Origin of the sequence: Ornithinimicrobium avium, assembly GCF_003351765.1 — a bacterium.
Lineage (GTDB): Bacteria > Actinomycetota > Actinomycetes > Actinomycetales > Dermatophilaceae > Ornithinicoccus > Ornithinicoccus avius.
In genome coordinates, this window is record NZ_CP031229.1 from 379,618 (window position 1) to 403,889 (window position 24,272).

Annotated in this window: 16 protein-coding genes and 3 rRNA genes; 18 read left to right on the forward strand and 1 reads right to left on the reverse strand. The window is 71.5% G+C overall.

The window, feature by feature from the left end:
• Positions 1 to 161: 161 nt before the first annotated feature.
• The 18 genes from DV701_RS01790 to DV701_RS01875 all read left to right on the forward strand — a co-directional run bounded on the left by DV701_RS01790 (position 162) and on the right by DV701_RS01875 (position 23,319).
• Positions 162 to 1,683: ribosomal RNA gene (locus tag DV701_RS01790) — 16S ribosomal RNA — on the forward strand.
• A gap of 410 nt (positions 1,684 to 2,093) precedes the next feature.
• Positions 2,094 to 5,219: ribosomal RNA gene (locus DV701_RS01795) — 23S ribosomal RNA — on the forward strand.
• Between the two features lie 124 nt (positions 5,220 to 5,343).
• Positions 5,344 to 5,460: ribosomal RNA gene (gene rrf / locus DV701_RS01800) — 5S ribosomal RNA — on the forward strand.
• The 16S, 23S and 5S rRNA genes sit together here, the layout of an rRNA operon.
• Before the next feature lie 418 nt (positions 5,461 to 5,878).
• A complete protein-coding gene (locus tag DV701_RS01805; RefSeq protein WP_114926824.1) occupies positions 5,879 to 6,661 on the forward strand; it encodes a tetratricopeptide repeat protein in 783 nt (260 codons plus the stop codon).
• Positions 6,658 to 7,500, forward strand: coding sequence for an HAD-IIA family hydrolase (locus DV701_RS01810; RefSeq protein WP_114926825.1), 843 nt, complete (start codon positions 6,658 to 6,660; stop codon positions 7,498 to 7,500). The genes DV701_RS01805 and DV701_RS01810 overlap by 4 nt, the downstream gene beginning before the upstream one ends.
• On the forward strand, positions 7,500 to 7,769 hold the full coding sequence (locus tag DV701_RS18640) for a hypothetical protein (RefSeq protein WP_114926826.1): 270 nt from the start codon (positions 7,500 to 7,502) through the stop codon (positions 7,767 to 7,769). The genes DV701_RS01810 and DV701_RS18640 overlap by 1 nt, the downstream gene beginning before the upstream one ends.
• Positions 7,766 to 8,617: a TlyA family RNA methyltransferase gene (locus DV701_RS01820; protein WP_114926827.1), complete on the forward strand. Its 852-nt coding sequence runs from the start codon at positions 7,766 to 7,768 to the stop codon at positions 8,615 to 8,617. Before DV701_RS18640 ends, DV701_RS01820 begins: the two co-directional genes overlap by 4 nt.
• Entirely contained in the window at positions 8,614 to 9,555 is a 942-nt protein-coding gene (locus DV701_RS01825; RefSeq protein ID WP_114926828.1) for an NAD kinase, read from the forward strand. The genes DV701_RS01820 and DV701_RS01825 overlap by 4 nt, the downstream gene beginning before the upstream one ends.
• The gene (gene recN / locus DV701_RS01830; RefSeq protein WP_114930577.1) at positions 9,552 to 11,348 is read left to right on the forward strand and encodes a DNA repair protein RecN; all 1,797 of its coding nucleotides are present in this window, start codon (positions 9,552 to 9,554) and stop codon (positions 11,346 to 11,348) included. The genes DV701_RS01825 and recN overlap by 4 nt, the downstream gene beginning before the upstream one ends.
• A complete protein-coding gene (gene steA / locus DV701_RS01835; RefSeq protein ID WP_407669336.1) occupies positions 11,348 to 12,529 on the forward strand; it encodes a putative cytokinetic ring protein SteA in 1,182 nt (393 codons plus the stop codon). The genes recN and steA overlap by 1 nt, the downstream gene beginning before the upstream one ends.
• Positions 12,530 to 13,747, forward strand: a complete 1,218-nt coding sequence (locus DV701_RS01840; RefSeq protein WP_114926829.1) for a copper transporter — start codon at positions 12,530 to 12,532, stop codon at positions 13,745 to 13,747.
• Positions 13,744 to 14,544: a hypothetical protein gene (locus DV701_RS01845; RefSeq protein ID WP_114926830.1), complete on the forward strand. Its 801-nt coding sequence runs from the start codon at positions 13,744 to 13,746 to the stop codon at positions 14,542 to 14,544. The genes DV701_RS01840 and DV701_RS01845 overlap by 4 nt, the downstream gene beginning before the upstream one ends.
• Positions 14,541 to 16,157 carry a murein biosynthesis integral membrane protein MurJ gene (gene murJ / locus DV701_RS01850; RefSeq protein WP_114926831.1) on the forward strand — a complete coding sequence of 539 codons (1,617 nt, stop codon included), beginning with the start codon at positions 14,541 to 14,543 and terminating at the stop codon, positions 16,155 to 16,157. The genes DV701_RS01845 and murJ overlap by 4 nt, the downstream gene beginning before the upstream one ends.
• Positions 16,158 to 16,161: 4 nt before the next feature.
• Positions 16,162 to 17,316, forward strand: coding sequence for a glycosyltransferase family 4 protein (locus DV701_RS01855; RefSeq protein ID WP_202863602.1), 1,155 nt, complete (start codon positions 16,162 to 16,164; stop codon positions 17,314 to 17,316).
• A 70-nt stretch (positions 17,317 to 17,386) separates the two neighbouring features.
• A complete protein-coding gene (locus tag DV701_RS01860; protein ID WP_114926833.1) occupies positions 17,387 to 19,087 on the forward strand; it encodes a CTP synthase in 1,701 nt (566 codons plus the stop codon).
• Positions 19,084 to 19,749 (forward strand): NUDIX domain-containing protein, encoded by a 666-nt coding sequence (locus tag DV701_RS01865; RefSeq protein WP_114926834.1) that lies wholly within the window; start codon positions 19,084 to 19,086, stop codon positions 19,747 to 19,749. The genes DV701_RS01860 and DV701_RS01865 overlap by 4 nt, the downstream gene beginning before the upstream one ends.
• Positions 19,750 to 19,975: 226 nt before the next feature.
• Positions 19,976 to 21,802 (forward strand): aspartate--tRNA ligase, encoded by a 1,827-nt coding sequence (gene aspS, locus DV701_RS01870; RefSeq protein WP_114926835.1) that lies wholly within the window; start codon positions 19,976 to 19,978, stop codon positions 21,800 to 21,802.
• A gap of 35 nt (positions 21,803 to 21,837) precedes the next feature.
• Complete coding sequence (locus DV701_RS01875; RefSeq protein WP_114926836.1) at positions 21,838 to 23,319, forward strand: phytoene desaturase family protein; 1,482 nt, start codon at positions 21,838 to 21,840, stop codon at positions 23,317 to 23,319.
• Between the two features lie 12 nt (positions 23,320 to 23,331).
• Here the strand turns inward: DV701_RS01875 and DV701_RS01880 are convergent, their stop codons facing one another.
• The gene (locus DV701_RS01880; RefSeq protein WP_114926837.1) at positions 23,332 to 24,156 is read right to left on the reverse strand and encodes a GNAT family N-acetyltransferase; all 825 of its coding nucleotides are present in this window, start codon (positions 24,154 to 24,156) and stop codon (positions 23,332 to 23,334) included.
• Between the last annotated feature and the right edge of the window lie 116 nt (positions 24,157 to 24,272).

The window sequence follows — 24,272 nt, forward strand, 5'->3', positions numbered from 1 at the left end:
AAGCGCCGGTCCTGAGGTGTGCGTCCGATCTTTGAGAACTCAACAGCGTGTCAGATTATTGATGCCATAGTTTATTTTGTGCTGCTGCGTCGTGCCGCCCCCGGTGGGGCGTGGTAGCTTTTTTGTCAGGAATCTGTTCTCTTTGGTAAGAGTTTAGGTTTTTATCGGAGAGTTTGATCCTGGCTCAGGACGAACGCTGGCGGCGTGCTTAACACATGCAAGTCGAACGATGAAGCGGTGCTTGCACCGTGGATTAGTGGCGAACGGGTGAGTAACACGTGAGTAACCTGCCCTTCACTCTGGGATAACTCCGGGAAACCGGTGCTAATACTGGATATGACCTCAACCTGCATGGGTATGGGGTGGAAAGATTTATCGGTGGTGGATGGACTCGCGGCCTATCAGCTTGTTGGTGGGGTAATGGCCTACCAAGGCGACGACGGGTAGCCGGCCTGAGAGGGTGACCGGCCACACTGGGACTGAGACACGGCCCAGACTCCTACGGGAGGCAGCAGTGGGGAATATTGCACAATGGGCGAAAGCCTGATGCAGCGACGCCGCGTGCGGGATGACGGCCTTCGGGTTGTAAACCGCTTTCAGCTCTGACGAAGCTTTTGTGACGGTAGGAGCAGAAGAAGCACCGGCTAACTACGTGCCAGCAGCCGCGGTAATACGTAGGGTGCGAGCGTTGTCCGGAATTATTGGGCGTAAAGAGCTTGTAGGCGGCTTGTCGCGTCTGCTGTGAAAACCCGGGGCTTAACCCCGGGCTTGCAGTGGGTACGGGCAGGCTAGAGTGTGGTAGGGGAGACTGGAATTCCTGGTGTAGCGGTGGAATGCGCAGATATCAGGAGGAACACCGATGGCGAAGGCAGGTCTCTGGGCCATTACTGACGCTGAGAAGCGAAAGCGTGGGGAGCGAACAGGATTAGATACCCTGGTAGTCCACGCCGTAAACGTTGGGCGCTAGGTGTGGGTCCCATTCCACGGGGTCCGTGCCGCAGCTAACGCATTAAGCGCCCCGCCTGGGGAGTACGGCCGCAAGGCTAAAACTCAAAGGAATTGACGGGGGCCCGCACAAGCGGCGGAGCATGCGGATTAATTCGATGCAACGCGAAGAACCTTACCAAGGCTTGACATGTACCGGAAACCCTCGGAGACGGGGGCCCCGCAAGGCTGGTACACAGGTGGTGCATGGTTGTCGTCAGCTCGTGTCGTGAGATGTTGGGTTAAGTCCCGCAACGAGCGCAACCCTCGTTCTATGTTGCCAGCACGTGATGGTGGGGACTCATAGGAGACTGCCGGGGTCAACTCGGAGGAAGGTGGGGATGACGTCAAATCATCATGCCCCTTACGTCTTGGGCTTCACGCATGCTACAATGGCCGGTACAGAGGGCTGCTAAGCCGCGAGGTGGAGCGAATCCCTTAAAGCCGGTCTCAGTTCGGATTGGGGTCTGCAACTCGACCCCATGAAGTCGGAGTCGCTAGTAATCGCAGATCAGCAACGCTGCGGTGAATACGTTCCCGGGCCTTGTACACACCGCCCGTCAAGTCACGAAAGTCGGTAACACCCGAAGCCGGTGGCCCAACCTCTTGTAGGGGGAGCCGTCGAAGGTGGGACTGGTGATTGGGACTAAGTCGTAACAAGGTAGCCGTACCGGAAGGTGCGGCTGGATCACCTCCTTTCTAAGGAGCGTCACTGGCCGTGGTCGTGCGCCTGTTCGGGTGCGGGGCCGTGGTCGTAGGTGGCCTGCTGCGTGGGCGTTCGTCCCACGGTGGGTTGCTCTGGGTGGAACATCGGTTCTCTGTCGCTGCGCCTGGTTCTTGTGCGTCGCTGGTGAGTACGGCTCCCGTTCGTCGGGGGTGGGGAAAGCTGGTGCGTGCGGGGTGGGTGCGGTGCTGACACGTTGTTGGGTCCTGAGGGATCGGGCCCCCGGCCGGGAAGCTGGTCGGGGTTCTGGTTGCTCTGGTTCGTCCGGGGCCCCGGGGTCGTTCCCATACCCGCACCGTTGGTGGTGTGCGTGGTGGGCGAGCTGTCCGGGGTGGGCCTGGTCGTATGTTGAGAACTGTACAGTGGACGCGAGCATCTTTGTGGCTTTTAAGTTTTTAAGGGCGCACGGTGGATGCCTTGGCACCAGGAACCGAAGAAGGACGTGGGAATCTGCGATAAGCCTCGGGGAGTCGATAACCAGACATCGATCCGAGGATCTCCGAATGGGGCAACCCGGCAGGCTTCATCGCCTGTCACCCGTACCTGAATATATAGGGTGCGTGGAGGGAACGTGGGGAAGTGAAACATCTCAGTACCCACAGGAAGAGAAAACAACAGTGATTCCGTGAGTAGTGGCGAGCGAAACCGGATCAGGCTAAACCTTGTCTGTGCGACACCTGGTAGGGGTTGCAGACGGGGGGTTGTGGGAGTGCGTGTACCAGTGCTACCACGCTGGTGCGGAGTAAGAAATCGGTAGCATAGGCGAAGGGTCTGGGAAGGCCCGGCAGAGACGGTGAGACCCCGGTAGCCGAAATGTTTCCGACTCCGTGTCGTACCACCCAAGTAGTACGGGGCCCGAGAAATCCCGTACGAATCTGGCAGGACCACCTGCTAAGCCTAAATATTCCCTGGTGACCGATAGCGGACAAGTACCGTGAGGGAAAGGTGAAAAGTACCCCGGGAGGGGAGTGAAATAGTTCCTGAAACCGTGTGCCTACAATCCGTCGGAGCTGGCCTGCGGGCTGGTGACGGCGTGCCTTTTGAAGAATGAGCCTGCGAGTTAGTGCTCAGTGGCGAGGTTAACCCGTGCGGGGTAGCCGTAGCGAAAGCGAGTCCTAACAGGGCGATTGAGTCGCTGGGTCTAGACCCGAAGCGGAGTGATCTACCCATGGCCAGGGTGAAGCGCGGGTAAGACCGCGTGGAGGCCCGAACCCACTTAGGTTGAAAACTGAGGGGATGAGCTGTGGGTAGGGGTGAAAGGCCAATCAAACTCCGTGATAGCTGGTTCTCCCCGAAATGCATTTAGGTGCAGCGTCATGTGTTTCTTGCCGGAGGTAGAGCTACTGGATGGCTGATGGGCCCCACCGGGTTACTGACGTCAGCCAAACTCCGAATGCCGGCAAGTGAGAGCATGGCAGTGAGACTGCGGGGGATAAGCTTCGTAGTCGAGAGGGAAACAGCCCAGATCACCAGTTAAGGTCCCTAAGCGTGTGCTAAGTGGGAAAGGATGTGGAGTTGCGCAGACAACCAGGAGGTTGGCTTAGAAGCAGCCACCCTTTAAAGAGTGCGTAATAGCTCACTGGTCAAGTGATTCCGCGCCGACAATGTAGCGGGGCTCAAGCACACCACCGAAGCTGTGGCAGCAGCATCTTTGCCAGGCCTCACATCCGTGTGGGGTCCAGGCGTGCTGCTGGGTAGGGGAGCGTCGTGCCGCGGGTGAAGCCTCCGAGTGATCGAGGGGTGGACGCGGCACGAGTGAGAATGCAGGCATGAGTAGCGAAAGAGGAGCGAGAAACTCCTCCGCCGAATAACCAAGGGTTCCAGGGTCAAGCTAATCTGCCCTGGGTAAGTCGGGACCTAAGGCGAGGCCGACAGGCGTAGTCGATGGACATCCGGTTGATATTCCGGAACCGGCGAAGGACCGCCCAGTACCGAATCGCGTGATGCTAAGCGCCTGAAGCTTTCCGTCAACCGCCCTTCGGGGTGGTGCGGGGAGTGGAACGCGTGACCCTAGCGTGTAGTAGGTAAGCGATGGAAGGACGCAGGAAGGTAGCCTCCGCGTGGCGATGGTTGTCCACGTCCAAGAGCGCAGGACCGGGGATCGGTAAATCCGCCCCATCAGTGTCCGAGGCTTGATGGTGACCGTGTATGCGGGAAGCAGGGTGATCCTATGCTGCCTAGAAAAGTTCCTAGCGAGGTCCGAGCCGCCCGTACCCCAAACCGACTCAGGTGGTTAGGTAGAGAATACCAAGGCGATCGAGTGAATCGTGGTTAAGGAACTCGGCAAAATGCCCCCGTAACTTCGGGAGAAGGGGGGCCGAAGACGTGAGACCCCTTTGCGGGTTGGCGTCGACGGCCGCAGAGACCAGGGAGAAGCGACTGTTTACTAAAAACACAGGTCCGTGCGAAGTCGCAAGACGATGTATACGGACTGACGCCTGCCCGGTGCTGGAACGTTAAGGGGACGGGTCAGCCACTTCGGTGGCGAAGCTCAGAACTTAAGCGCCAGTAAACGGCGGTGGTAACTATAACCATCCTAAGGTAGCGAAATTCCTTGTCGGGTAAGTTCCGACCTGCACGAATGGCGTAACGACTTCTCCACTGTCTCAACCACGAACTCGGCGAAATTGCACTACGAGTAAAGATGCTCGTTACGCGCAGCAGGACGGAAAGACCCCGGGACCTTTACTATAGCTTGGTATTGGTGTTCGGTACGGCTTGTGTAGGATAGGTGGGAGACTATGAAGCGGGCACGCCAGTGTTCGTGGAGTCAACGTTGAAATACCACTCTGGTCGTTCTGGATGTCTAACCTCGGTCCGTGATCCGGACCAGGGACAGTGCCTGGTGGGTAGTTTAACTGGGGCGGTTGCCTCCTAAAGAGTAACGGAGGCGCCCAAAGGTTCCCTCAGCCTGGTTGGCAATCAGGTTTCGAGTGTAAGTGCACAAGGGAGCTTGACTGTGAGACAGACATGTCGAGCAGAGACGAAAGTCGGGACTAGTGACCCGACGGTGGCTTGTGGAAGCGCCGTCGCTCAACGGATAAAAGGTACCCCGGGGATAACAGGCTGATCCTGCCCAAGAGCTCATATCGACGGCATGGTTTGGCACCTCGATGTCGGCTCGTCGCATCCTGGGGCTGGAGTCGGTCCCAAGGGTTGGGCTGTTCGCCCATTAAAGCGGTACGCGAGCTGGGTTTAGAACGTCGTGAGACAGTTCGGTCCCTATCCGCTGCGCGCGTAGGAAACTTGAGGAGAGCTGTCCCTAGTACGAGAGGACCGGGATGGACGAACCACTGGTGTGTCAGTTGTCCTGCCAAGGGCACCGCTGATTAGCTACGTTCGGACGTGATAACCGCTGAAAGCATCTAAGCGGGAAGCACACTCCAAGATGAGGTTTCCATGCCCTACGGGGTGAGAGGCTCCCAGCTAGACTACTGGGTTGATAGGCCGGACGTGGAAGCACAGCAATGTGTGGAGCTGACCGGTACTAATAAGCCGACAACTTAAAACAACAAAGATGTTACGCGTCCACTGTACGGTCTCTCGAGATACGAACACGCCCCGACCGGCACCCACCCGCCCCGTGCGGGCAGGCGCCCGGCACGCGCGGCAACGTTCGAACAACTCGATAGTGTTACGGCGGTCATAGCGTCAGGGAAACGCCCGGTCACATTCCGAACCCGGAAGCTAAGCCTGACAGCGCCGATGGTACTGCACCGGAGACGGTGTGGGAGAGTAGGACACCGCCGGACCAACTTCTAGAGTAGGCCCTGACCAACACCACGGTGTCGGTCAGGGCCTACTCGCATGTCCGGGCCCGGCGACAGGACCAGGAAGGTGTGGCAGATGAGCGACGACGAGCGGGACCGGCCCCAGCGGGACGGGGTGCACGGTGGCCGCAGCGGCCGGGACGGGGGCGGTCGCGCGCCCAGAGGAGATCGTTCGGACCGGGGGGGCCGGGACGAGCGTCCGCGCGGGGAGGACCGTCGGCGGCCGCACCGGGAGGCACCCGGAGGCGACCGGAGAGGAAGCGGGTACCGGGAGGACCGGGGCGCCCGTCCGGCGCGGGTCGAGGGGCGGGGCCGTGAGCGTGAGGACCGGGGAGGGCGGGGCTCGCGGGAGTGGGAGGACCGTCCACGAAAGCCGCGGGATCCGGAGATCCCCGAGAGCGTGGACGCGCGCCAGCTCGACAAGGCGATGCGCCAGGAGCTGCTCACGCTGAGCAAGGACAACGCCGACGGCACGGCGCGCCACCTCGTGGCCGCCGGTCTGGCGGTGGCTGAGGACGACCTCGACGCGGCCCTGGAGCACGCGCAAGCGGCTTCCCGGCGTGCCGGGCGCGTGGCCGGCGTGCGCGAGACGCTGGGCGTGGTGCACTATCGCCGCGGAGAGTGGGCCAAGGCGCTGGCTGAGTTCCGCACCGCACGGAGGCTCTCGGGTTCGGACCACCTGCTGCCGCTCATGGCCGATGCCGAGCGCGGCCTCGGCAGGCCGGAGAGGGCCCTCGAGCTGGCGGCCACCCCGGAGGCTCGACGGCTCCCTCCGGCGGAGCTGATCGAGATGGCGATCGTCGTCTCCGGCGCCCGGGCGGACATGGGACAGACGGCGGCTGCCGTGCAGCACCTGCGCGAGCTGGTGCGCAAGGGCAGCCCGAAGGCGCCGTGGGCCGCGCGGCTGCGCTATGCCTACGCCGCGGCGCTCGAGGCGGACGGTCACGAGGATGAGGCCCAGGAGTACTACGCCCAGGCCGCCCACCTCGACGCGGACGGCGAGACGGACGCGGCCGAGGTGCTGGGCCTGGACGTGGCGCCCGAGCTCATCGACCTCGGGGACGACGAGGACCCGGACGATGAAGGAGAGCCCGGTCACGACGACCGTGACGGCTCTCCGACCGAAGGTCGGCCGGACGGGCCCGGTGGTCCTGGCAGGACCGCGGAGACCGGGCGTCCATGAGGGTCCGCGGAATCCTGTGCGACCTTGACGGCGTCGTCTACCGCGGCGACCGGGCCTGTCCCGGCGCGGTCGAGGGGCTGCGCGACGCCCGGGACGCGGGGGTGCGGGTGCTCTTCATGACCAACAACGCCTCCCGACCGCCGCAGGCGGTGGCAGACCAGCTCACCGGGCTCGGGCTGCCGACCGGCGCCGACGAGGTCCTGAACGCCTCCCAGGTCGCCGCCCGGGTGCTGCGCGAACGCCGTGACCGGGGCGAGCTCGTGCTCAAGGAGGGAGCGGTGGTGCTCGGGGTCGGGGGCGAGGGCGTCGGCGCCGCGCTGGCGGACGCCGGGCTGCGCTGGGCTGCGCCGGAGCAGGTCCGGGAGGCCGGGCTGGCGGGGGATCCGATGCCGGTCGCGGCCGTGGTGCAGGGGTACGGGCCCCTCCTGGACGTGAGCGACCTCACCGAGGCGGTGTACGCGGTGCGCGCCGGAGCCACCTGGGTGGCGACCAACGACGACGCGACACTGCCGACCGAGCGCGGCCTGGCCATCGGCAACGGCTCCCTCGTCGCCGCGGTCGCGAACGCGACCGGCGTCCTGCCCGAGGTGGTCGGCAAGCCCCACGCCCCCGCATACCGGATCGCCGTCGAGCGGCTGGGGCTCGCGCCCGAGGACTGCCTGATGCTGGGCGACCGGCTCGACACCGACATCGCCGGCGCCGCACGAGCCGGGCTGCGCAGCGCCCTGGTCCTGACCGGGGTCTCCACCAGGGCGGAGGTCGAGCAGGCGCCGGGCCGGCTGCGACCCGACCACGTCGCGGCAACCATCCCCGAGCTGACCCACCTCTGGAGAGACTGATGAGCGACGGCCCTCGGGACGACACGACGAACGACCACGAGGAGGAGCCGGCTGGGTCGGCACCCTCGCCCGCCACGGACCCTCGGCCCCGGACTGGCGACCGTGCCGTGGACGACGCGCTGGCCGCCTTCGACCGGACCGTCGCCGAGGGCGCGAAGACGCACGTGGCCGCGGCGGCGGAGGCGCACCGGGCGCTGCAGTCGAGGCTGACCTCCCCGCCCGTGGAACCGCCTGCACCTGGACAGGGCCGCCCCGGGCCACCCCGATGACGACGGACCGGCTGGACGCAGCTCTGACCGCGCGCGGGCTCGCCCGGTCCCGGACCCAGGCCCAGGCCCTCCTCCGGGACGGATGCGTCCTCGTGGACGGCACGGTGGTGACGAAGGCCGCCACCCGGGTCCGCCCGGAGGCACGCCTGGAGGTCGTCACGGACGACGTCGGGGGTGAGTCCGCCTGGATCGCGCGGGGCTGGGTCGGTCGTGGGGCGCTCAAGCTCGAGCACGCCCTGCGCGGCTGGGAGCCGCAGGGGCTGGACGTCGCCGACCGGTCCTGCCTGGACGTGGGCGCCTCGACCGGTGGATTCACCGAGGTCCTGCTCGCCCACGGTGCGCGCCGCGTCGTCGCCCTCGACGTGGGGCACGGCCAGCTCGACCCGCGGGTGCGGGCCGACCCCAGGGTGCTCGACCTGCCCGGCACCAACATCCGCGACGTCTCTCCGGAGGACCTCGGCGGACCGGTCGGCGTCGTCGTCTGCGACGTGTCGTTCATCTCCCTGCGTCTGGTCGTCCCGCTGCTGCGGCGGCTGTGCACGGACGACGCGGAGATCGTGCTCCTGGTCAAGCCGCAGTTCGAGGTCGGTCGTGCGGGCCTGGGGCACGGCGGCGTCGTCCGGTCGGCGGTGACCCGCGCCCGGGCCCTGGGCGAGGTCCTCCGCAGCGTGGACAGGGCGGGACTGGCGGTGGGAGGTGTGGAGCGTTCGCCGGTGGTGGGCGGCTCCGGCAACATCGAGTACCTGCTGTGGCTTCGGGTGCGTCGTACCGGCATGATTGGCTGGGGGCTCGACCCGGAGGAGCTGGCGCTGCGGCGCCGCGACCTGAGCCAGGAGGAGGAGCGATGAGCAGGCGCATCATGCTCGTGACCCACCCGACGCGGCCCGAGGTCGCTGACCTGGCCGCCGAGTTCGCCGCGCGCCTGGGCGACCACGACATCGAGGTCGACGTCGTGCCGGAGGCTCCGCCGTCGCACGAAGTGGTCGGCCCCCACCAGGTCGGCGGGGCCAAGAGCCCGGTGCCGCCGCACGTCGACGCCACCGGCAGCGAGCTCGTGGTCGTCTTCGGCGGCGACGGCACCATCCTGCGGGGCGCCGAGATCGCCCGACCCGCCGGCGTGCCCCTCCTGGGCGTCAACATGGGTCGGGTCGGCTTCCTGGCCGAGGCCGAACGGGACGACATCGAGACGGTGGTCGACCGGATCGTGCGCGGCGACTACCACGTCGAGCGCCGGATGACCGTCGAGGTCGACGTCCTGCACGAGGGTCGTCCCGTCAGTCACAACTGGGCGCTCAACGAGGTGGCTGTGGAGAAGTCGGCCCGGGAGCGGATGCTCGAGGTCGCCGTCGAGGTGGACGGCCGGCCCCTGTCGACCTGGGGGTGCGACGGCGTGGTGATGTCCACGCCGACCGGCTCGACCGCTTACGCCTTCTCCGCCGGGGGACCGGTGGTGTGGCCCGGGGTGGAGGCCCTGCTGCTCGTGCCGATCTCGGCCCATGCGCTCTTCGCCCGGCCCGTCGTGCTCGGCCCGAGCTCGCACCTGGCGGTCGAGGTGGTGCCGCACTCCTACGTCAGCGGCGTGATGTGGTGCGACGGCCGCCGCACCGTCGAACTGCCCCCAGGTGCCCGCATCGAGGTGCAGCGTGCCGACACGCCCGTGCTGGTGGCCCGCTTCTCCACCGAACCCTTCACCGACCGGCTCGTCCGGAAGTTCGCGCTGCCGGTGACCGGTTGGCGCGGCCCGGCGACGACGGGCAGCACCCCGCCGCACGGGGGCGCCCCGTGACCCTGCGGCGGATCAGGATCCAGGGCCTGGGAGTGATCGAGGACGCCGAGCTCGAGCTCGCCGAGGGACTCAACGTCATCAGCGGCGAGACCGGGGCGGGCAAGACCATGGTGGTCAGCGGACTGGGGCTGCTGCTCGGGGCGAGAGCCGACGCCGGCCTGGTCCGCAGCGGCTCCCCGCGGGCCGTCGTCGAGGGCGAGGTCGACGTCCCAGCCGGGCACCCGGCCGCCGTCCGCGTGGAGGAGGCGGGGGGAGACACCTCCGACGGGCTGCTCCTCGTCCGCACCGTCGCCGCCGAGGGGCGCTCCCGCGCCCACGTGGGAGGTCGCTCCGCGCCCGTCGCGGTCCTGACCGAGGTGGGCGAGCAGCTCGTCGCCGTCCACGGGCAGGCCGACCAGTGGCGGCTGCGCGACGCCGAGCAGCACCGGGTGCTCCTCGACGACGCAGGCGGGGCGCAGATCGACGCCGCGCTGACGGCATACCGCCAGGTCTTCGACTCCTGGGCCGCCGCACGGCGCCGGCTGGCCGAGCTGGTGCGCACCTCGACCGAGCGCAGCATGCGCGTGAGCATGCTGCGCGCCGCCGTGGAGGAGATCGCCGCGGTCGACGCGCAGGAGGGCGAGGAGGACGCGCTGCGCGCCGAGTCCGAGCGGCTGACCCACGCGGAGGAGCTGCGGTCCGGCTCGCTGCTGGTGCACGACGCGCTCGTCGGCGGCGACGACCCCGCGGACGACCGGCCCAGCGTCACCGGGCTGCTGGCCTCGGCCGGCTCGGTGCTCGCGCCCGCGGCGGAGCACGACGAGGATCTCGCCGCTCTGCGGACCCGGCTCGAGGAGATCGCCTACCTCAGCTCCGACCTCGCCGCGGACCTCGCCGCCTACGGGACCGGCGTCGAGGTGGACGAGGAGCGTCTGGCCGAGGTCCACGGCCGCCGCGCCCGTCTGGGGACCCTGCTGCGCAAGTACGGCGGCACCACCTCTGCGATGCTCGAGCTCGCCCGCACCTTCGCCGGGGAGCTGGCCGAGATCGACGTCTCCGAGGACGACCTGGCCGCGCTGGCCGAGGAGGCCGAGACGCTGCGCGCACAGGTGGGTCGTGCGGGGGAGGCGCTGACGGCGGCCCGGCGGGACACCGCAGCGCGCGTCGGCCGGGAGGTCACCGAGGAGCTGGCGCACCTGGCGATGGGCACCGCGGAGGTGACCGTGCACGTGGAGCCGCGGTGGGCCGGGGACGCCGGCCAGGAGGTCGACGGCCGCTCGGTGGGTGCGGCCGGGAGCGGCCCGGACCAGCCTGCGTCGACGGTGCCGGTCGGCGAGGGCCGGTCGGCCCACGCGCGCCGCCACGGCCTGGACGAGATCGAGATCCGTCTTGCGGCCAACCCCGGCGCGCCGGCCAGGTCGGTGACCCGCGCCGCCTCCGGCGGCGAGCTCTCCCGCGTCATGCTGGCGCTGGAGCTCGTCTGCGGCGGCACCGTGCCGACCTACGTCTTCGACGAGGTGGACGCGGGTGTCGGGGGCACCGCCGCCCTCGACCTCGGCGCGCGCCTGGCGCGGCTGGGCCGGACCGCCCAGGTCGTGGTCGTCACGCACCTGGGCCAGGTGGCCGCCTACGCCGACCGGCACCTCGTGGTCCGCAAGAGCACGGACGGCCAGGTGACCAGCAGCGGGGTCGTCCTCGTCGACGGCCAGGAGCGCGAGGCAGAGGTCGCGCGGATGCTCGGCGGCGTCGCCGACTCCGGCGCGGCGATCGAGCATGCCCGGGAGCTGCTCGCCCGACGTGCGACGATGGCCTGATGGTCATGCTGCGACGCGCCCCGCGGCGGCACGACGAGCCGACCGGTCCGGTGTCGGGCCCGCTGCGCGTGGACCCGCGCACCAAGAACCTGACCAAGCGGCTGCAGCCTGGGGACGTGGCGGTCATCGACCACGACGACCTGGACCAGGTCAGCGCGCACGCGCTCATCGCCTGCCGCCCCGTCGCGGTCGTCAACGCCGCCCCCAGCACCACCGGCGCCTACCCCAACCGGGGACCGCAGATCATCCTCGACGCCGGCATCCCGCTCGTCGACATGTGCGGGCCCGAGGTCATGCACCTCAGCGAGGGCGGCATCGCCACGCTTGAGGGCGAGGAGCTGCACGTCGACGGTGAGGTGGTGGCGCGCGGGGTCCGGCTGACCAAGGCGCTCGTCGAGGCCCAGATGGAGGACGCCCGCGCCAACCTCTCCGACCAGATCGAGGCCTTCTCGGAGAACACGATGGAGTACCTGCGCGCCGAGCGGCAGCTGCTCATCGACGGCATCGGGCTGCCCGAGCTGCGCACCGATATCGCGGGACGCTACGTGCTCGTCGTGGTGCGCGGCTACCACTACAAGGAGGACCTGCACGCGCTCCTGCCCTTCGTCCGCGAGGCCAGGCCGGTCCTGATCGGCGTCGACGGCGGTGCCGACGCGCTGCTCGAGCAGGGATTGCGCCCCCACCTCATCGTCGGCGACATGGACTCGGTCTCCGACGCTGCGCTGACCAGCGGGGCCGAGCTGGTCGTGCACGCCTACCGCGACGGCCGGGCCCCCGGCCTGGACCGGGTGCAGGCCCTCGGCATCACCGACGCGGTCGTGCTCCCGGCACCGGGCACCAGCGAGGACATCGCCATGCTGCTCGCCGACGACAAGGGCGCCGAGCTCATCGTCGCGGTCGGCACCCACGCCACCCTGGTGGAGTTCCTCGACAAGGGACGACAGGGCATGGCGAGCACCTTCCTCACCCGGCTGCGGGTCGGCAGCAAGCTCGTCGACGCCAAGGGCGTGAGCCTGCTCTACCGCACGAGGATCTCCTCGCTCTCCCTCGTCTGGCTGGTCCTCGCCGGCCTGCTGGCGCTGGTCGTGGCCCTGGCGGCGACCCCTGGTGGCAGGGCGTTCTTCGGCGTGCTGGCCGTACGATGGGACGACCTGTGGGCCTGGTTCGAGGGAATGTTCTAGTTGATCGACTTCCGATACCACGTGGTCTCGCTCGTCGCCGTCTTCATCGCGCTCGCGGTGGGGATCGCGCTGGGCGCCGGACCGCTGCGCGAGGGGCTGTCCTCCACCCTGGAGAGCGAGGTCTCCCAGCTGCGCGAGGAGCGCACCACCCTGCGCGAGCAGGTGGACGCCGCCGACGCCCGTGCCGCGGCGCGCGAGCAGGCCTTCGGCCGCGTCAGCGGCCGCGCCCTTGAGGGCACCCTCAGCGGTGTCCGCGTGGGCGTCGTCGCGCTGCCGGGCGCCGACCGCAACACCATCGACGCGCTCGAGGAGCGGCTCTCCACCGCCGGGGCGGACCTGGCCCTCAGCGTGGAGATCGCCGACTCGTGGGCCGACGCGGAGCCGGACGCGTCGCGCAGCGAGACGCTGCGCTCGGTCCAGGACCTGGTGCGCGTCCCCGAGCCGCGCGAGGGCGCCGATCCCGACGTCGCCACCGCCCTGGCCGCGGTCCTCGCCGGGGCCGACCAACCGGGCGACCTCGGCGCCTGGCGGCAGGCCGCGACCCTCCTGGAGGACGAGGGCCTGGTCGACCTGACCTGGCGCGACGCGACGAGCGACTCCTTCACCGACCGTCGCCCGCCGGACACCTTCGTCGTGGTCAGCGGCGGTCTGGACGCGGCGGACGCCGAGGAGCCCGCGGGCGAGCAGGCGCTGGCCGCCCGGCTCGACCTCGTGGAGGGGCTCGCCGAGCTCGACGTGCCGACGGTCGTCGCCGGGCAGGGCACCGAGAAGGCTCCGGTGGAGGGCGAGGACCACCTCGACCCGCTGGTCGGGGCGGTGCGGGACGACCGCGGCCTCGCCCAGGAGGTGTCCACCGTCGACAACCTCGAGCACATCACCGGTCAGGTCGCGACCGCCATGGCGCTGGCGTGGGCCCTCGACGGCGTGGTCGGCCACTACGGGCTGGGGCGGCTGGCGGACTCCTCGCTGCCGCAGGTGCCACCCGTGCGCACGGTCTCGGTCGGCGTGCCCGTCCCTGACGGGGGCACCGACGAGGGCGGCGCGGAGGAGGGGAGCACCGGCCGAAAGGACGGCAGGACCTCCGGGGACCCTGCGGACCCGGGTACCGCCGAGGACGGGAGCGGCGTGGGTGAGGTCCCCGGCACCGACGTGGCGCAGGAGGGCGGGGGGCTGGGCGAGCTGCTTCCCGACCCCGCAGGCACGACCTCGGCGCCGTGAGGCCGGGCCCCCTGGCGCTGACGGCCGGCGTGGCCGCGGCGGTCACCGCCGGCGTGCTGCACGCCGAGCGCGACGGACGGCTGCCGGGCGCGGCCCGGTGGCGTCGGACCAACCATGCTGGTGCCGGCGTCACCCTCGTCGAGGGGCTCGCCCTCGCCGTCGGGACCACGCTGCCGCTGCTCCTCGCCGACCCGCCCGCCGCTGGCGCGGTGGCTGGGGCGGCGCTGGCCGGGATCGTCGACGATCTCGGTGACGCCGCCGCGGCCAAGGGTCTGCGCGGCCACCTCGGCGCGCTGCGCCGCGGCGAGGTCACGACGGGCACGGTGAAGATCGCTGCCCTGCTCGGCTCCGGGCTGGTGGGGTGCCTGTGGTCGGACCGCAGGGTCGGCGCCTGGAGCGGCTGGCCGACGCTCGTCGGCGCGGCCCTGGTCGCGGGCTCTGCCAACCTGGCCAACCTGCTGGACCTGCGGCCCGGGCGGGCGCTCAAGGTGGGGCTGGTCCTGGGGCTGCCGCTGGCGCTGCGCGGCCGCCCGGCCGCGGCCGCCGTCTGCGCCTCGGGGACCGTCGTCCTGCCGCCGGACCTGCGGGGGGAGACGATGCTCGGCGACACCGGCGCCAACCCGCTCGGCGCGGCCGTCGGGCTGGCGGCGACCCAGGTCCTCGGCCCGCGCGGGCGTCTGGCGGCGCTCGCCGTCGTTGCGGGCCTGACCCTGCTCAGCGAGCGGGTGAGCTTCAGCCGGGTCATCGGGTCGACCCCGGTGCTGCGCGACCTGGACCGCTGGGGCAGGCCGCGGTGACCCCACCCCGGACGGGGCGGCCCAGCCCGCGACTCTCCGGCCAGGGGGTCCTGCTCGCGGCCGGCATGGTCGCCCTCATCACGCTGCTGGCCCGCGCCGTCGGGCTGGTGCGGTGGGTGGTCTTCTCCGACGCCGTCGGCGCCACCTGCGTGGGCCAGGTCTACGTCACGGCCAACACCGTGCCCAACGTCCTCTTCGAGGTGGCCGCCGGCGGGGCTCTCGCCGCGGTCGCGGTCCCGCTCGTCTCCGGGCACCTGGAGCGGGGCCGAGAGGACCTCGCCGACCGCACCGCCTCGGCGCTGATGACCTGGACGGTAGCGGTGCTGCTGCCGCTGGCCGTGATCGTCGCCCTGGCGGCCGGGCCGGTCACCGCCTGGCTGCTCGGGTCGCCCGAGGGCTGCGACCCGCAGGCGGCCCACGAGGCCGGCCGGTTGATGCTGCTGCTGTTCGCCCCGCAGGTCGTCCTCTACGGCGTGGGCATCGTCCTGGCCGGCGTCCTGCAGGGCCACCGCCGGTTCCTCGCCGCCGCCCTCGCCCCCCTGCTCTCCAGCCTGGTCGTCGTCGCGGTCTATCTCCTCTTCGGAGCCACCTACGATCCCGGCGTGCCCCTGGGCGAGCTGCCCCGCGACGCCGTGCTGGTGCTCGCCGGCGGCACCACCGTCGGGGTGGTGGCCCTGAGCCTGCCGCTGCTCGTGCCCGCGGCCCGGCTGGGCGTGCGCTGGCGCCCCACCTGGCGCTTCCCCCAGGGCACCGGCCGGCGCGCGGGCGCGCTCGCTGCGGCAGGAGTGACCGTGGTGGCCGCGCAGCAGCTCACCACCCTCGTCGTCCTGCTGCTCACGAACTCCTCCTCGGGCGTCGCGGGGATCACCGTATGGACCTACGCCCAGGCGACCTACCTGCTGCCCTACTCGGTGCTGGTGGTGCCGCTGGCGACCGTCGCCTTCCCGCGGCTCACCGGTGAGCGGGCGGCGGCGACCGCGGTCCTGCGCCGGGCGACGGTGCTCTCAGCCGTCGCGTCGGTGACGGCCGCGCTCATCCTCGTCGCCGCGCGCCGGCAGGTCGGCGCCGCCTTCCTGCTCCTCGACGCCGGGGCCGACGGTCCCGGCCGTCAGGCCCTGCTCGCCCTGCCCGCCACCGTCGCCGTCCTCGCCCCGGGGCTGGTCGGCTACGGGTTGCTGGCCGTGGGGACGCGGGCGCTGTACGCGGTCGGCTCGCCCCGGCGGGCGGCGGCCGCCGCCGCGGTCGGCTGGGCCCTGGCTGCGCTGCTGCCGCTGCTCGCGGTCCGTCCGGCCGCCAGCACCGGCAGCACGCTGGTCCTGCTCGCACTGGGGTCCAGCATCGGGATGAGCGTCGCGGGAGCGCTCCTGCTCCTCGAGGTCCGCGGGTATGGGGTGCTGCTGCGCTCGCGGGTGCCCTCCGCGCCGGCGCGGGGGCCCTCGCCGGCGGGCTGCCGGTCGTCCTGCTCTGCGAGCTCCTCGCCCCCAGCGACCTGCAAGGATGGGTGGAGGTGCTCGGCTGGGCGGTCGTGCTCGCCACGCTCGTCCTGGCCGGGGCGTCGCTGGGGGTGCGCTACCTCGCACCGGACGCCTGGCGGCAGGTCGTGGAGAGGGTGAGCAGGTGAAGGTCCTCCTGGTGACCGCCCTGGTGACGGGCGGGGTGGCGGCGCACGTGCGGATGCTGGCAACGGGCCTGGCCGGATCCGGCCATCGGGTGGTCGTGGCCTGCCCCGCGGCCACGGCGCACCGGATCGGCCCGCCGGAGGACGTCACGTACGTCCCGCTCCCGGTCGGCTCCCGCGCCCGCCCGGCCCAGGACCGGCGGGCGGTCGCCGTCCTCGCCCGGACCATGGCGGGCGCCGACGTCGTGCACGCGCACGGGCTGCGGGCCGGCGCCCTGGCAGCCACGGCGCGCCGCGCCTCCAGGGCCCGGCCCAGGCTGGTCGTCACCACGCACAACGCGGCGCCGGAGGGACGGGCGGCCCGCGCCGTCTACGCGGTGCTCGAGCAGATCGTGGCGCACGGCGCCGACCTCGTCCTCGGGGTCTCGCCCGACCTGGTGGACCGGGCCCGGCGGGCCGGCGCCCGGGGCGCCGCACCAGCGGTCGTGCCGGCCGCGACACGTGCGGTGCCGACCCCCGAGGAACGCCAGGACGCTCGCGCCCGCGTCCGCCGGGGGCTCGGGCTGGACCCGGGCGGGGGAGTGCGAGTCCTCGTGACCGTGGGCCGGCTCGCCGCGCAGAAGGACCAGATGACCCTCGTCGACGCGATGGAGCAGGTCGCGACGACGTGGCGCCGGTCCGTGGACGGACCGCCTCCCGTCCTCCTCGTCGTCGGCGAGGGGCCCGACCGCCCGGCGCTGGAGGCACGCGCCGCCTCCACCCACGAGCGCACCGACGTGCGCCTGGTCGGACACCGCGACGACGTGCCGGACCTGCTCCTGGCCGCCGACGTCGCGATCTCCTCGGCGCGGTGGGAGGGTCAGCCCGTCTGGCTTCAGGAGGCGCTCCAGGCCGGGACCCCCGTGGTGGCCACCGACGTGGGCGGCACCGCGACCGTGCTCGGCGACGCCGGCGTCCTGGTGGACGCCGCGACCGGAGGGCGCGGGGGCACCGCGCAACGGCTCGCGGGAGCGGTCTCCCGTGTGCTGCGTGACGAGGCTCTGCGCTCCGACCTGGGGGCCCGCGCGCTGGTCCGCGCGGCCGGGCTGCCCACGGCGGAGGACGCGCTGGCCGCCGCGCTCGCGGCATACCTCGACGGCCCCACGAGCGCATGAGTCGGCGGGGCGCGACGCCCGGTGTGTCCCCGTGCCCGTCGCCGCGGCGCGTGGCGTAGACTGAGAGCCCGTGGTGGAGACGACGAAACACATCTTTGTGACCGGGGGCGTGGCCTCCTCGCTCGGCAAGGGCCTGACGGCATCGAGCCTGGGATTCCTGCTCAGGAGCCGTGGCCTGCGGGTGACGATGCAGAAGCTGGACCCCTACATCAACGTCGACCCGGGGACGATGAACCCGTTCCAGCACGGCGAGGTGTTCGTCACCGAGGACGGCGCCGAGTGCGACCTGGACATCGGCCACTACGAACGCTTCCTCGACGTCAACCTCTCCGGGCGCTCCAACGTGACGACCGGGCAGGTCTACAACGACGTCATCGCCAGGGAGCGCCGTGGGGAGTACCTCGGGGACACCGTCCAGGTCATCCCGCACGTGACCAACGAGATCAAGGCCAGGATGCGTGCCGCGGCCAGCCACGGCACGGGAGGTGCCGTCGACCGGCCCGACATCATCATCACCGAGATCGGGGGCACCGTCGGCGACATCGAGTCGCTGCCCTTCCTCGAGGCCGCCCGCCAGGTCCGCCACGACATCGGCCGCGCCAACTGTCTGTTCGTGCACGTCTCGCTGGTGCCCTACCTGGCCCCGAGCGGGGAGCTGAAGACCAAGCCCACCCAGCACTCCGTCGCGGCGCTGCGCCAGGTCGGGATCACGCCCGACGCGCTCGTGCTGCGGGCCGACCGGGAGATCCCGGAGAGCATCAAGCGCAAGATCTCGATGATGTGCGACGTCGACAACGACGGCGTGGCCGCCTGCATCGACGCCCCCAGCATCTACGACATCCCCAAGGTGCTGCACCGGGAGATGCTGGACGCGTACGTGGTGCGTCACCTCGGTCTGTCCTTCCGCGACGTCGACTGGTCGGCCTGGGACGCCCTGCTGGAGCGGGTGCACGAGCCGGAGCACGACGTCGAGATCGCCCTGGTCGGCAAGTACGTCGACCTGCCGGACGCCTACCTGTCGGTGACCGAGGCGCTGCGGGCGGGCGGCTTCCGGCACGACGCCAGGGTACGGATCCGCTGGGTCGCCTCCGACGAGTGCCAGACCGAGGCCGGCGCGACCCGGGCGCTGCAGGGGGTCGACGCGATCCTCGTGCCCGGCGGGTTCGGGGTGCGCGGCATCGAGGGCAAGATCGGGGCGCTGCGCTGGGCGCGGGAGCGCAAGGTGCCCACCCTGGGCATCTGCCTGGGTCTGCAGGCCATGGTCATCGAGTACGCCCGCAACCAGGCTGCTCTCGAGCACGCCAGCTCCACCGAGTTCGACCCGCAGACCCTCGAGCCGGTCATCGCGACGATGGAGGAGCAGAAGGCGTTCGTCGAGGGGGCCGGCGACCTCGGCGGCACGATGCGGCTGGGGTCCTACCCCGCGCGGCTCGCCCCGGGGTCGGTCGCGGCGCAGGCCTACGGCGCCACCGAGGTGAGCGAGCGGCACCGGCACCGCTACGAGGTCAACAACGCCTACCGGGACCGGCTCGTCACGGCGGGACTGGTCGTCTCGGGGACCTCGCCCGACGACACGCTGGTCGAGTTCGTGGAGCTGCCGCGCGAGGTGCACCCCTACTACGTGTCCACCCAGGCCCACCCCGAGTTCCGTTCCCGGCCCGACCGCGCGCACCCGCTGTTCGCCGGGCTCGTCGAGGCGGCCCTGGACCAGCAGCGCTCGGAGCGGCTGGTCGAGGTCGAGGGACGCCAGCACCAGCACGCGCTCCCGTGACCCTCGACGCGCCGCGCCTGACCGCCGCCGACCTGCACGACGTCCCGGGCACCGCACCGGTGACCCACTCGGAGACGGCCTTCACCGGCGCCGTGTGGGACGTCCGCCGCGACCGGGTCCGGCTGGGGGAGGACGAGGTGGTCCGTGAGTACGTCGCGCACACCGGCGCGGTGGCCGTCCTCGCGGTGCGCGAGGACCGCGGCGAGCCCGAGGTCTTCCTCGTGCGGCAGTACCGCCATCCGGTCGGCGCCCAGGACTGGGAGATCCCGGCCGGACTGCTCGACGTCGAGGGGGAGGACCCGGTCCTCGCGGCGCAGCGGGAGCTGGCCGAGGAGGCCGACCTGCGCGCCGGCAGCTGGGAGCGTCTGACCGCGTTCACGCCCTCACCCGGCGGCCTCGACGAGGTGATCACCGTCTACCTCGCGACCGATCTGACGGACGTGCCCGCGGAGGAGCGGTTCGACCGCGAGGCCGAGGAGGCGGGTATGTCGTGCGGCTGGGTCGCTCTGTCCGAGGCCGTGGCCGCGGTGCTGGGTGGGAAGGTGCGCAACGCGCCGATGATGCTCAGCGTGCTGGCCTACGCGGCCCGGCTGCGCGGCGCGGACCCGGAGGAGCTCGGGGCGCGAGGAGAGGCGCTGGGACCACCGGCCGGGAGCCCGTAGACTTTCTCCTGTGCACGGGGCGGAGTGACGACCCGCCGGCCTACGCCATACCTGCGGGTATGACCACCGCCAGCCGGGCACCGCGCGTCCGGCGTGACCGACGAGAGGCCGAGGACATCTCGGCGAAGGTGTGGTGGCACCGCGACCTGGCCCCCGCCCGCACCTCTCGGGCTGCCTTCCGATGGGGCAGCCGCCCTTTCGGGACCTGACCGAAAGAGGAGAGACCATGCTTCGCACCCACGGGGCCGGCACGCTGCGACCCGAGCACGTCGGCACCACCGTCACCCTCGCCGGCTGGGTGGCCCGGCGCCGCGACCACGGCGGTGTCGCCTTCATCGACCTGCGCGACGCCAGCGGTGTCGTCCAGGTCGTCGCCCGCGACGAGGTCCTCACCGGGACCGCGCACGACCTGCGCAGCGAGTACGTCGTCAAGGTCGTCGGCCAGGTCACCGCCCGCGCCGAGAAGGACGTCAACCCCGACCTGCCCACCGGCGGGGTCGACGTCGTCGCCACCGAGATCGAGGTCCTCAGCGAGTCCGCGCCCCTGCCCTTCCAGATCGACGAGCGCGTCAACGTGGGGGAGGAGGCCCGCCTGAGGCACCGCTACCTCGACCTGCGCCGCCCGGGCGCGAGCTCGGCCGGGGCGAACCTGCGCCTGCGCTCCCGGGTCAACGCCGCCGCGCGGGCCGTGCTGGCAGGGCGCGACTTCGTCGAGATCGAGACCCCCACGCTGACGCGGTCCACCCCCGAGGGTGCCCGCGACTTCCTCGTGCCCGCGCGCCTGCAGCCGGGCAGCTGGTACGCCCTCCCGCAGAGCCCGCAGCTGTTCAAGCAGCTGCTCATGGTCGCCGGTATGGAGCGCTACTACCAGCTCGCGCGCTGCTACCGCGACGAGGACTTCCGCGCCGACCGCCAGCCGGAGTTCACCCAGCTGGACATCGAGATGAGCTTCGTCGACCAGGACGACGTCATCGAGCTCGGCGAGGCCGTCGCCCGGGCGGTCTGGGGGGTGCAGGGCGTCGAGCTGACCACGCCGTTCCCGCGGATGGCCTACGCCGAGGCGATGCGCCGCTACGGGAGCGACAAGCCCGACCTGCGCTTCGACCTGGAGATCACCGAGTGCACCGACTACTTCGCGGGCACGCCCTTCCGGGTGTTCCAGGCCGACTACGTCGGCGCGGTCGTCATGCCCGGCGGAGGTTCCCAGCCGCGCCGCCAGTTCGACGCGTGGCAGGAGTGGGCCAAGCAGCGCGGGGCGAGGGGCCTGGCCTACGTCACCGTGGGCGAGGACGGCGAGCTGGGTGGCCCGGTCGCCAAGAACATCTCCGAGGAGGAGCGGGCAGGCCTGGCCGCGCACATGGGTGCGCAGCCCGGTGACGCCATCTTCTTCGCCGCCGGCACCACCAAGGCCTCCCGGGCGCTGCTCGGCGCCGCCCGCCTGGAGATCGGCCACCGCTGCGGGCTCATCGACGAGGAGGCCTGGAGCTTCGTGTGGGTCGTCGACGCGCCCCTCTTCGAGCCGGCCTCGGAGGCCGTCGAGGCCGGCGACGTCGCGGTGGGCGCGGGTGCGTGGACGGCCGTCCACCACGCCTTCACCTCGCCGCAGACACAGTTCGTCGACACCCTGGAGTCCGACCCCGGCGCCGCGCTGGCCTACGCCTACGACCTGGTGTGCAACGGCAACGAGATCGGCGGCGGGTCGATCCGTATCCACCGCCGCGAGCTCCAGGAGCGCGTCTTCGCCATCATGGGGCTGGACGAGGAGGCCGCGCAGGAGAAGTTTGGCTTCCTGCTCGAGGCGTTCAAGTTCGGCGCGCCGCCGCACGGCGGGATCGCCTTCGGCTGGGACCGGATCGTGGCACTGCTGGCCGGCACCGACTCCATCCGCGACGTCATCGCCTTCCCCAAGTCGGGCGGCGGCTTCGACCCGCTGACCGAGGCGCCGGCGCCGATCACCCCGGAGCAGCGCAGGGAGGCGGGCGTCGACGCGACGCCGGCCGAGCAGGCCCCGGCGCCGCAGGGTGCCCCGGAGGTCAGCCCCCGGCAGAGCTGAGGAGCCCCAGTCCCGCCACGTGAGAGGCTGGGCCCATGACGACCACGTCCGCGCTGCGCGACGTGGTCGTCGTGGGTTCTGGCCCGAACGGGCTGGCCGCCGCGGTCACCCTGGCGCGCGCCGGCCTCGCCGTCACCGTCGTCGAGGGGCAGCCGGAGCCGGGCGGGGGAGTGCGCACCCTGCCGCTGGTCTCGGACCGGGTCGGACCCGACGAGGGCCTGCTGCGGGACGTGTGCGCCGCCGTCCCCGCGGCCGCCCCGACCTCGCCCTTCTTCGCCGAGCTCGACCTGCCCGCGCGGGGCGTGGACCTGCTCGTGCCCGAGGTCTCCTACGCCCAGCCGCTGGACGGCGGACGGGCCGGCGTCGCCTGGCGCGACCTGGCGCGGACCGTGGAGGGTCTCGGTGAGGACGGGGAGCGGTGGCGACGGCTCGTCGGGCCCCTCGTCCGGCACCACGAGGACGTCGCGCGCATCGCGCTGTCGGACAAACGTTCCCTGCCGGTCGCGGCGGTCGTCGGTGGCGCCGGCGCCGCCCTCGCCGCGGCCCTGGCGGTCCTTAGCACCCGCGCCGGCGACCGCTGGTGGCGCACCGACGTCGCCCACGCCCTGATCACCGGTGTCGCGGCGCACACGATCACCGCGCTGCCCTCGGTGGCCGCGGCCGGCACCGCCGCCTACCTGGGGGCGCTGGCGCACAGCCCCTCCGGCTGGCCGCTCGTCCGCGGAGGGATCGGTGAGATCACCCGGGTGCTCGTCGCGGACCTGCGGGCTCACGGCGGCCAGCTCGTCGTGGACCGGCCGGTGCGCGGGCGCGAGGACCTTCCCGCGGCACGGCACACCCTCCTGGACACGCACGCCTGCGTGGCGGCGAGGATGCTCGCCGAGCCGTTCCGCGGCCGGCTGGAGCGGCTGCCCGTGGGCGCGGGGGTCTGCAAGCTCGACTACGTCCTCTCCGCTCCGGTCCCGTGGGCGCACCCGGACGTGGCCCGGGCGGGCACCGTGCACGTCGGGGGCTCCGTGGAGCAGATGCGGCAGGCGGAGGCAGAGGTCGCCGCCGGCCGTCACCCGGACCGGCCGGTGCTGCTGGTCAGCGACCCCGCCTCGCACGACCCGGGGCGGAGCGGGCGGTCGGGGCTGCGCCCGCTGTGGGCCTACGCGCACGTGCCCCGCGGCTCGGACCGGGACGTGCGGCCGCAGGCGGAGCAGCAGCTGGAGCGCTTCGCCCCGGGCTTCCGCGACGTGGTCGTCGACTGCGTGGTCACGCCGGCGTCACGGATGGCCGACCACAACGCCGCCCTCGTCGACGGCGACATCTCCGGCGGCGCGGTGTCGATGTGGCGCATGGTCGCGCGGCCCGGTCCGCGGCCGGACCCGTACGCGGTGGCGCCCGGGGTCTGGCTCTGCTCGTCCTCCGTGCCTCCGGGGCCCGGGGTGCACGGGATGGGCGGCCACCACGCCGCCCGGCGCGTGCTGCGCGAGCTCGGCCTGCCCGTGCCCTCGCTGGCGCCCGGGCGCTGACCTCGGCCGACCTCAGCGACCGACCAGGAGCCTGGAGTGCCAGGCCCGCGCCGTGCGGAAGCCGAGCCGACGGTAGAGCCGGATCGCGGTGGCGTTGTCGCTGAACACGCCGAGCGTGCAGACCCCGTGGCGCTCCACCGACCACCGGGTCAGCGCGGAGGTGACGGCCCGCCCCCAGCCGCGTCCGCGCGCGGCGGTGGCCGTGACGATCCCGGCCAGGTGCGCCACGCCGGAGGCCTCCAGCTCGGCACCGCCCACCGCGACGAGGTCGCCGCTCGCGTCGCGCGCCCCGACCCAGCGCACCACCGCGCCCTCGCCGACGGCCGTCCAGACCCGTGGGTTGTGGGCCTGAGCGAAGGCCGACAGCTCCGCCGCGTCGGCCCTGTCGTCGAGCACGCGGAGCAGGTCCTCGCCGGGCGCCGGCGGCGGCGCGGCGCAGGTCCACATCCACTCCCAGTCGCCGCCCTGCTCGGCCAGGTCCAGGACCCGGTGCGCGACGGCCGCGTGCTCCTGGGGCACCGACACCGCGCGAGCACCCCATGCCGCGAGCAGCCCGGCGTCCGCGACCGCGGCCAGGGTGCCGGCCAGCCGGCCCGCCTCCTCCCGGGTGCCCTCGGGGGGCGGACCCGTCGGCGCGGACCGGCGCAGGGGAGCGACCCACGCGCCCGGTCGGCGTCCCGGGCGCTGCACGACGGCCACGGCCGACCCCACGACCGCCTCGCCGGCCAGCGGGTCGGCCAGCGCCCACCTGACCCACGGGTCCGGGCCGGCCAGCCGCAGCAGCTCCGCGCGGTCGGCCGCGCGCAGCGCCGGTGAGCCGGGTGAGGGGGAGACCACGAGGACGATTCTGCCGCAGCCGGTAGGGAGCACGATCCGGCCCCGTCGCGGTCCGCCGTGCGGACGGAGCCGGCGCACGCAGAAGGGGAGCCGGGTGCGGCCTGCGCACCCGGCTC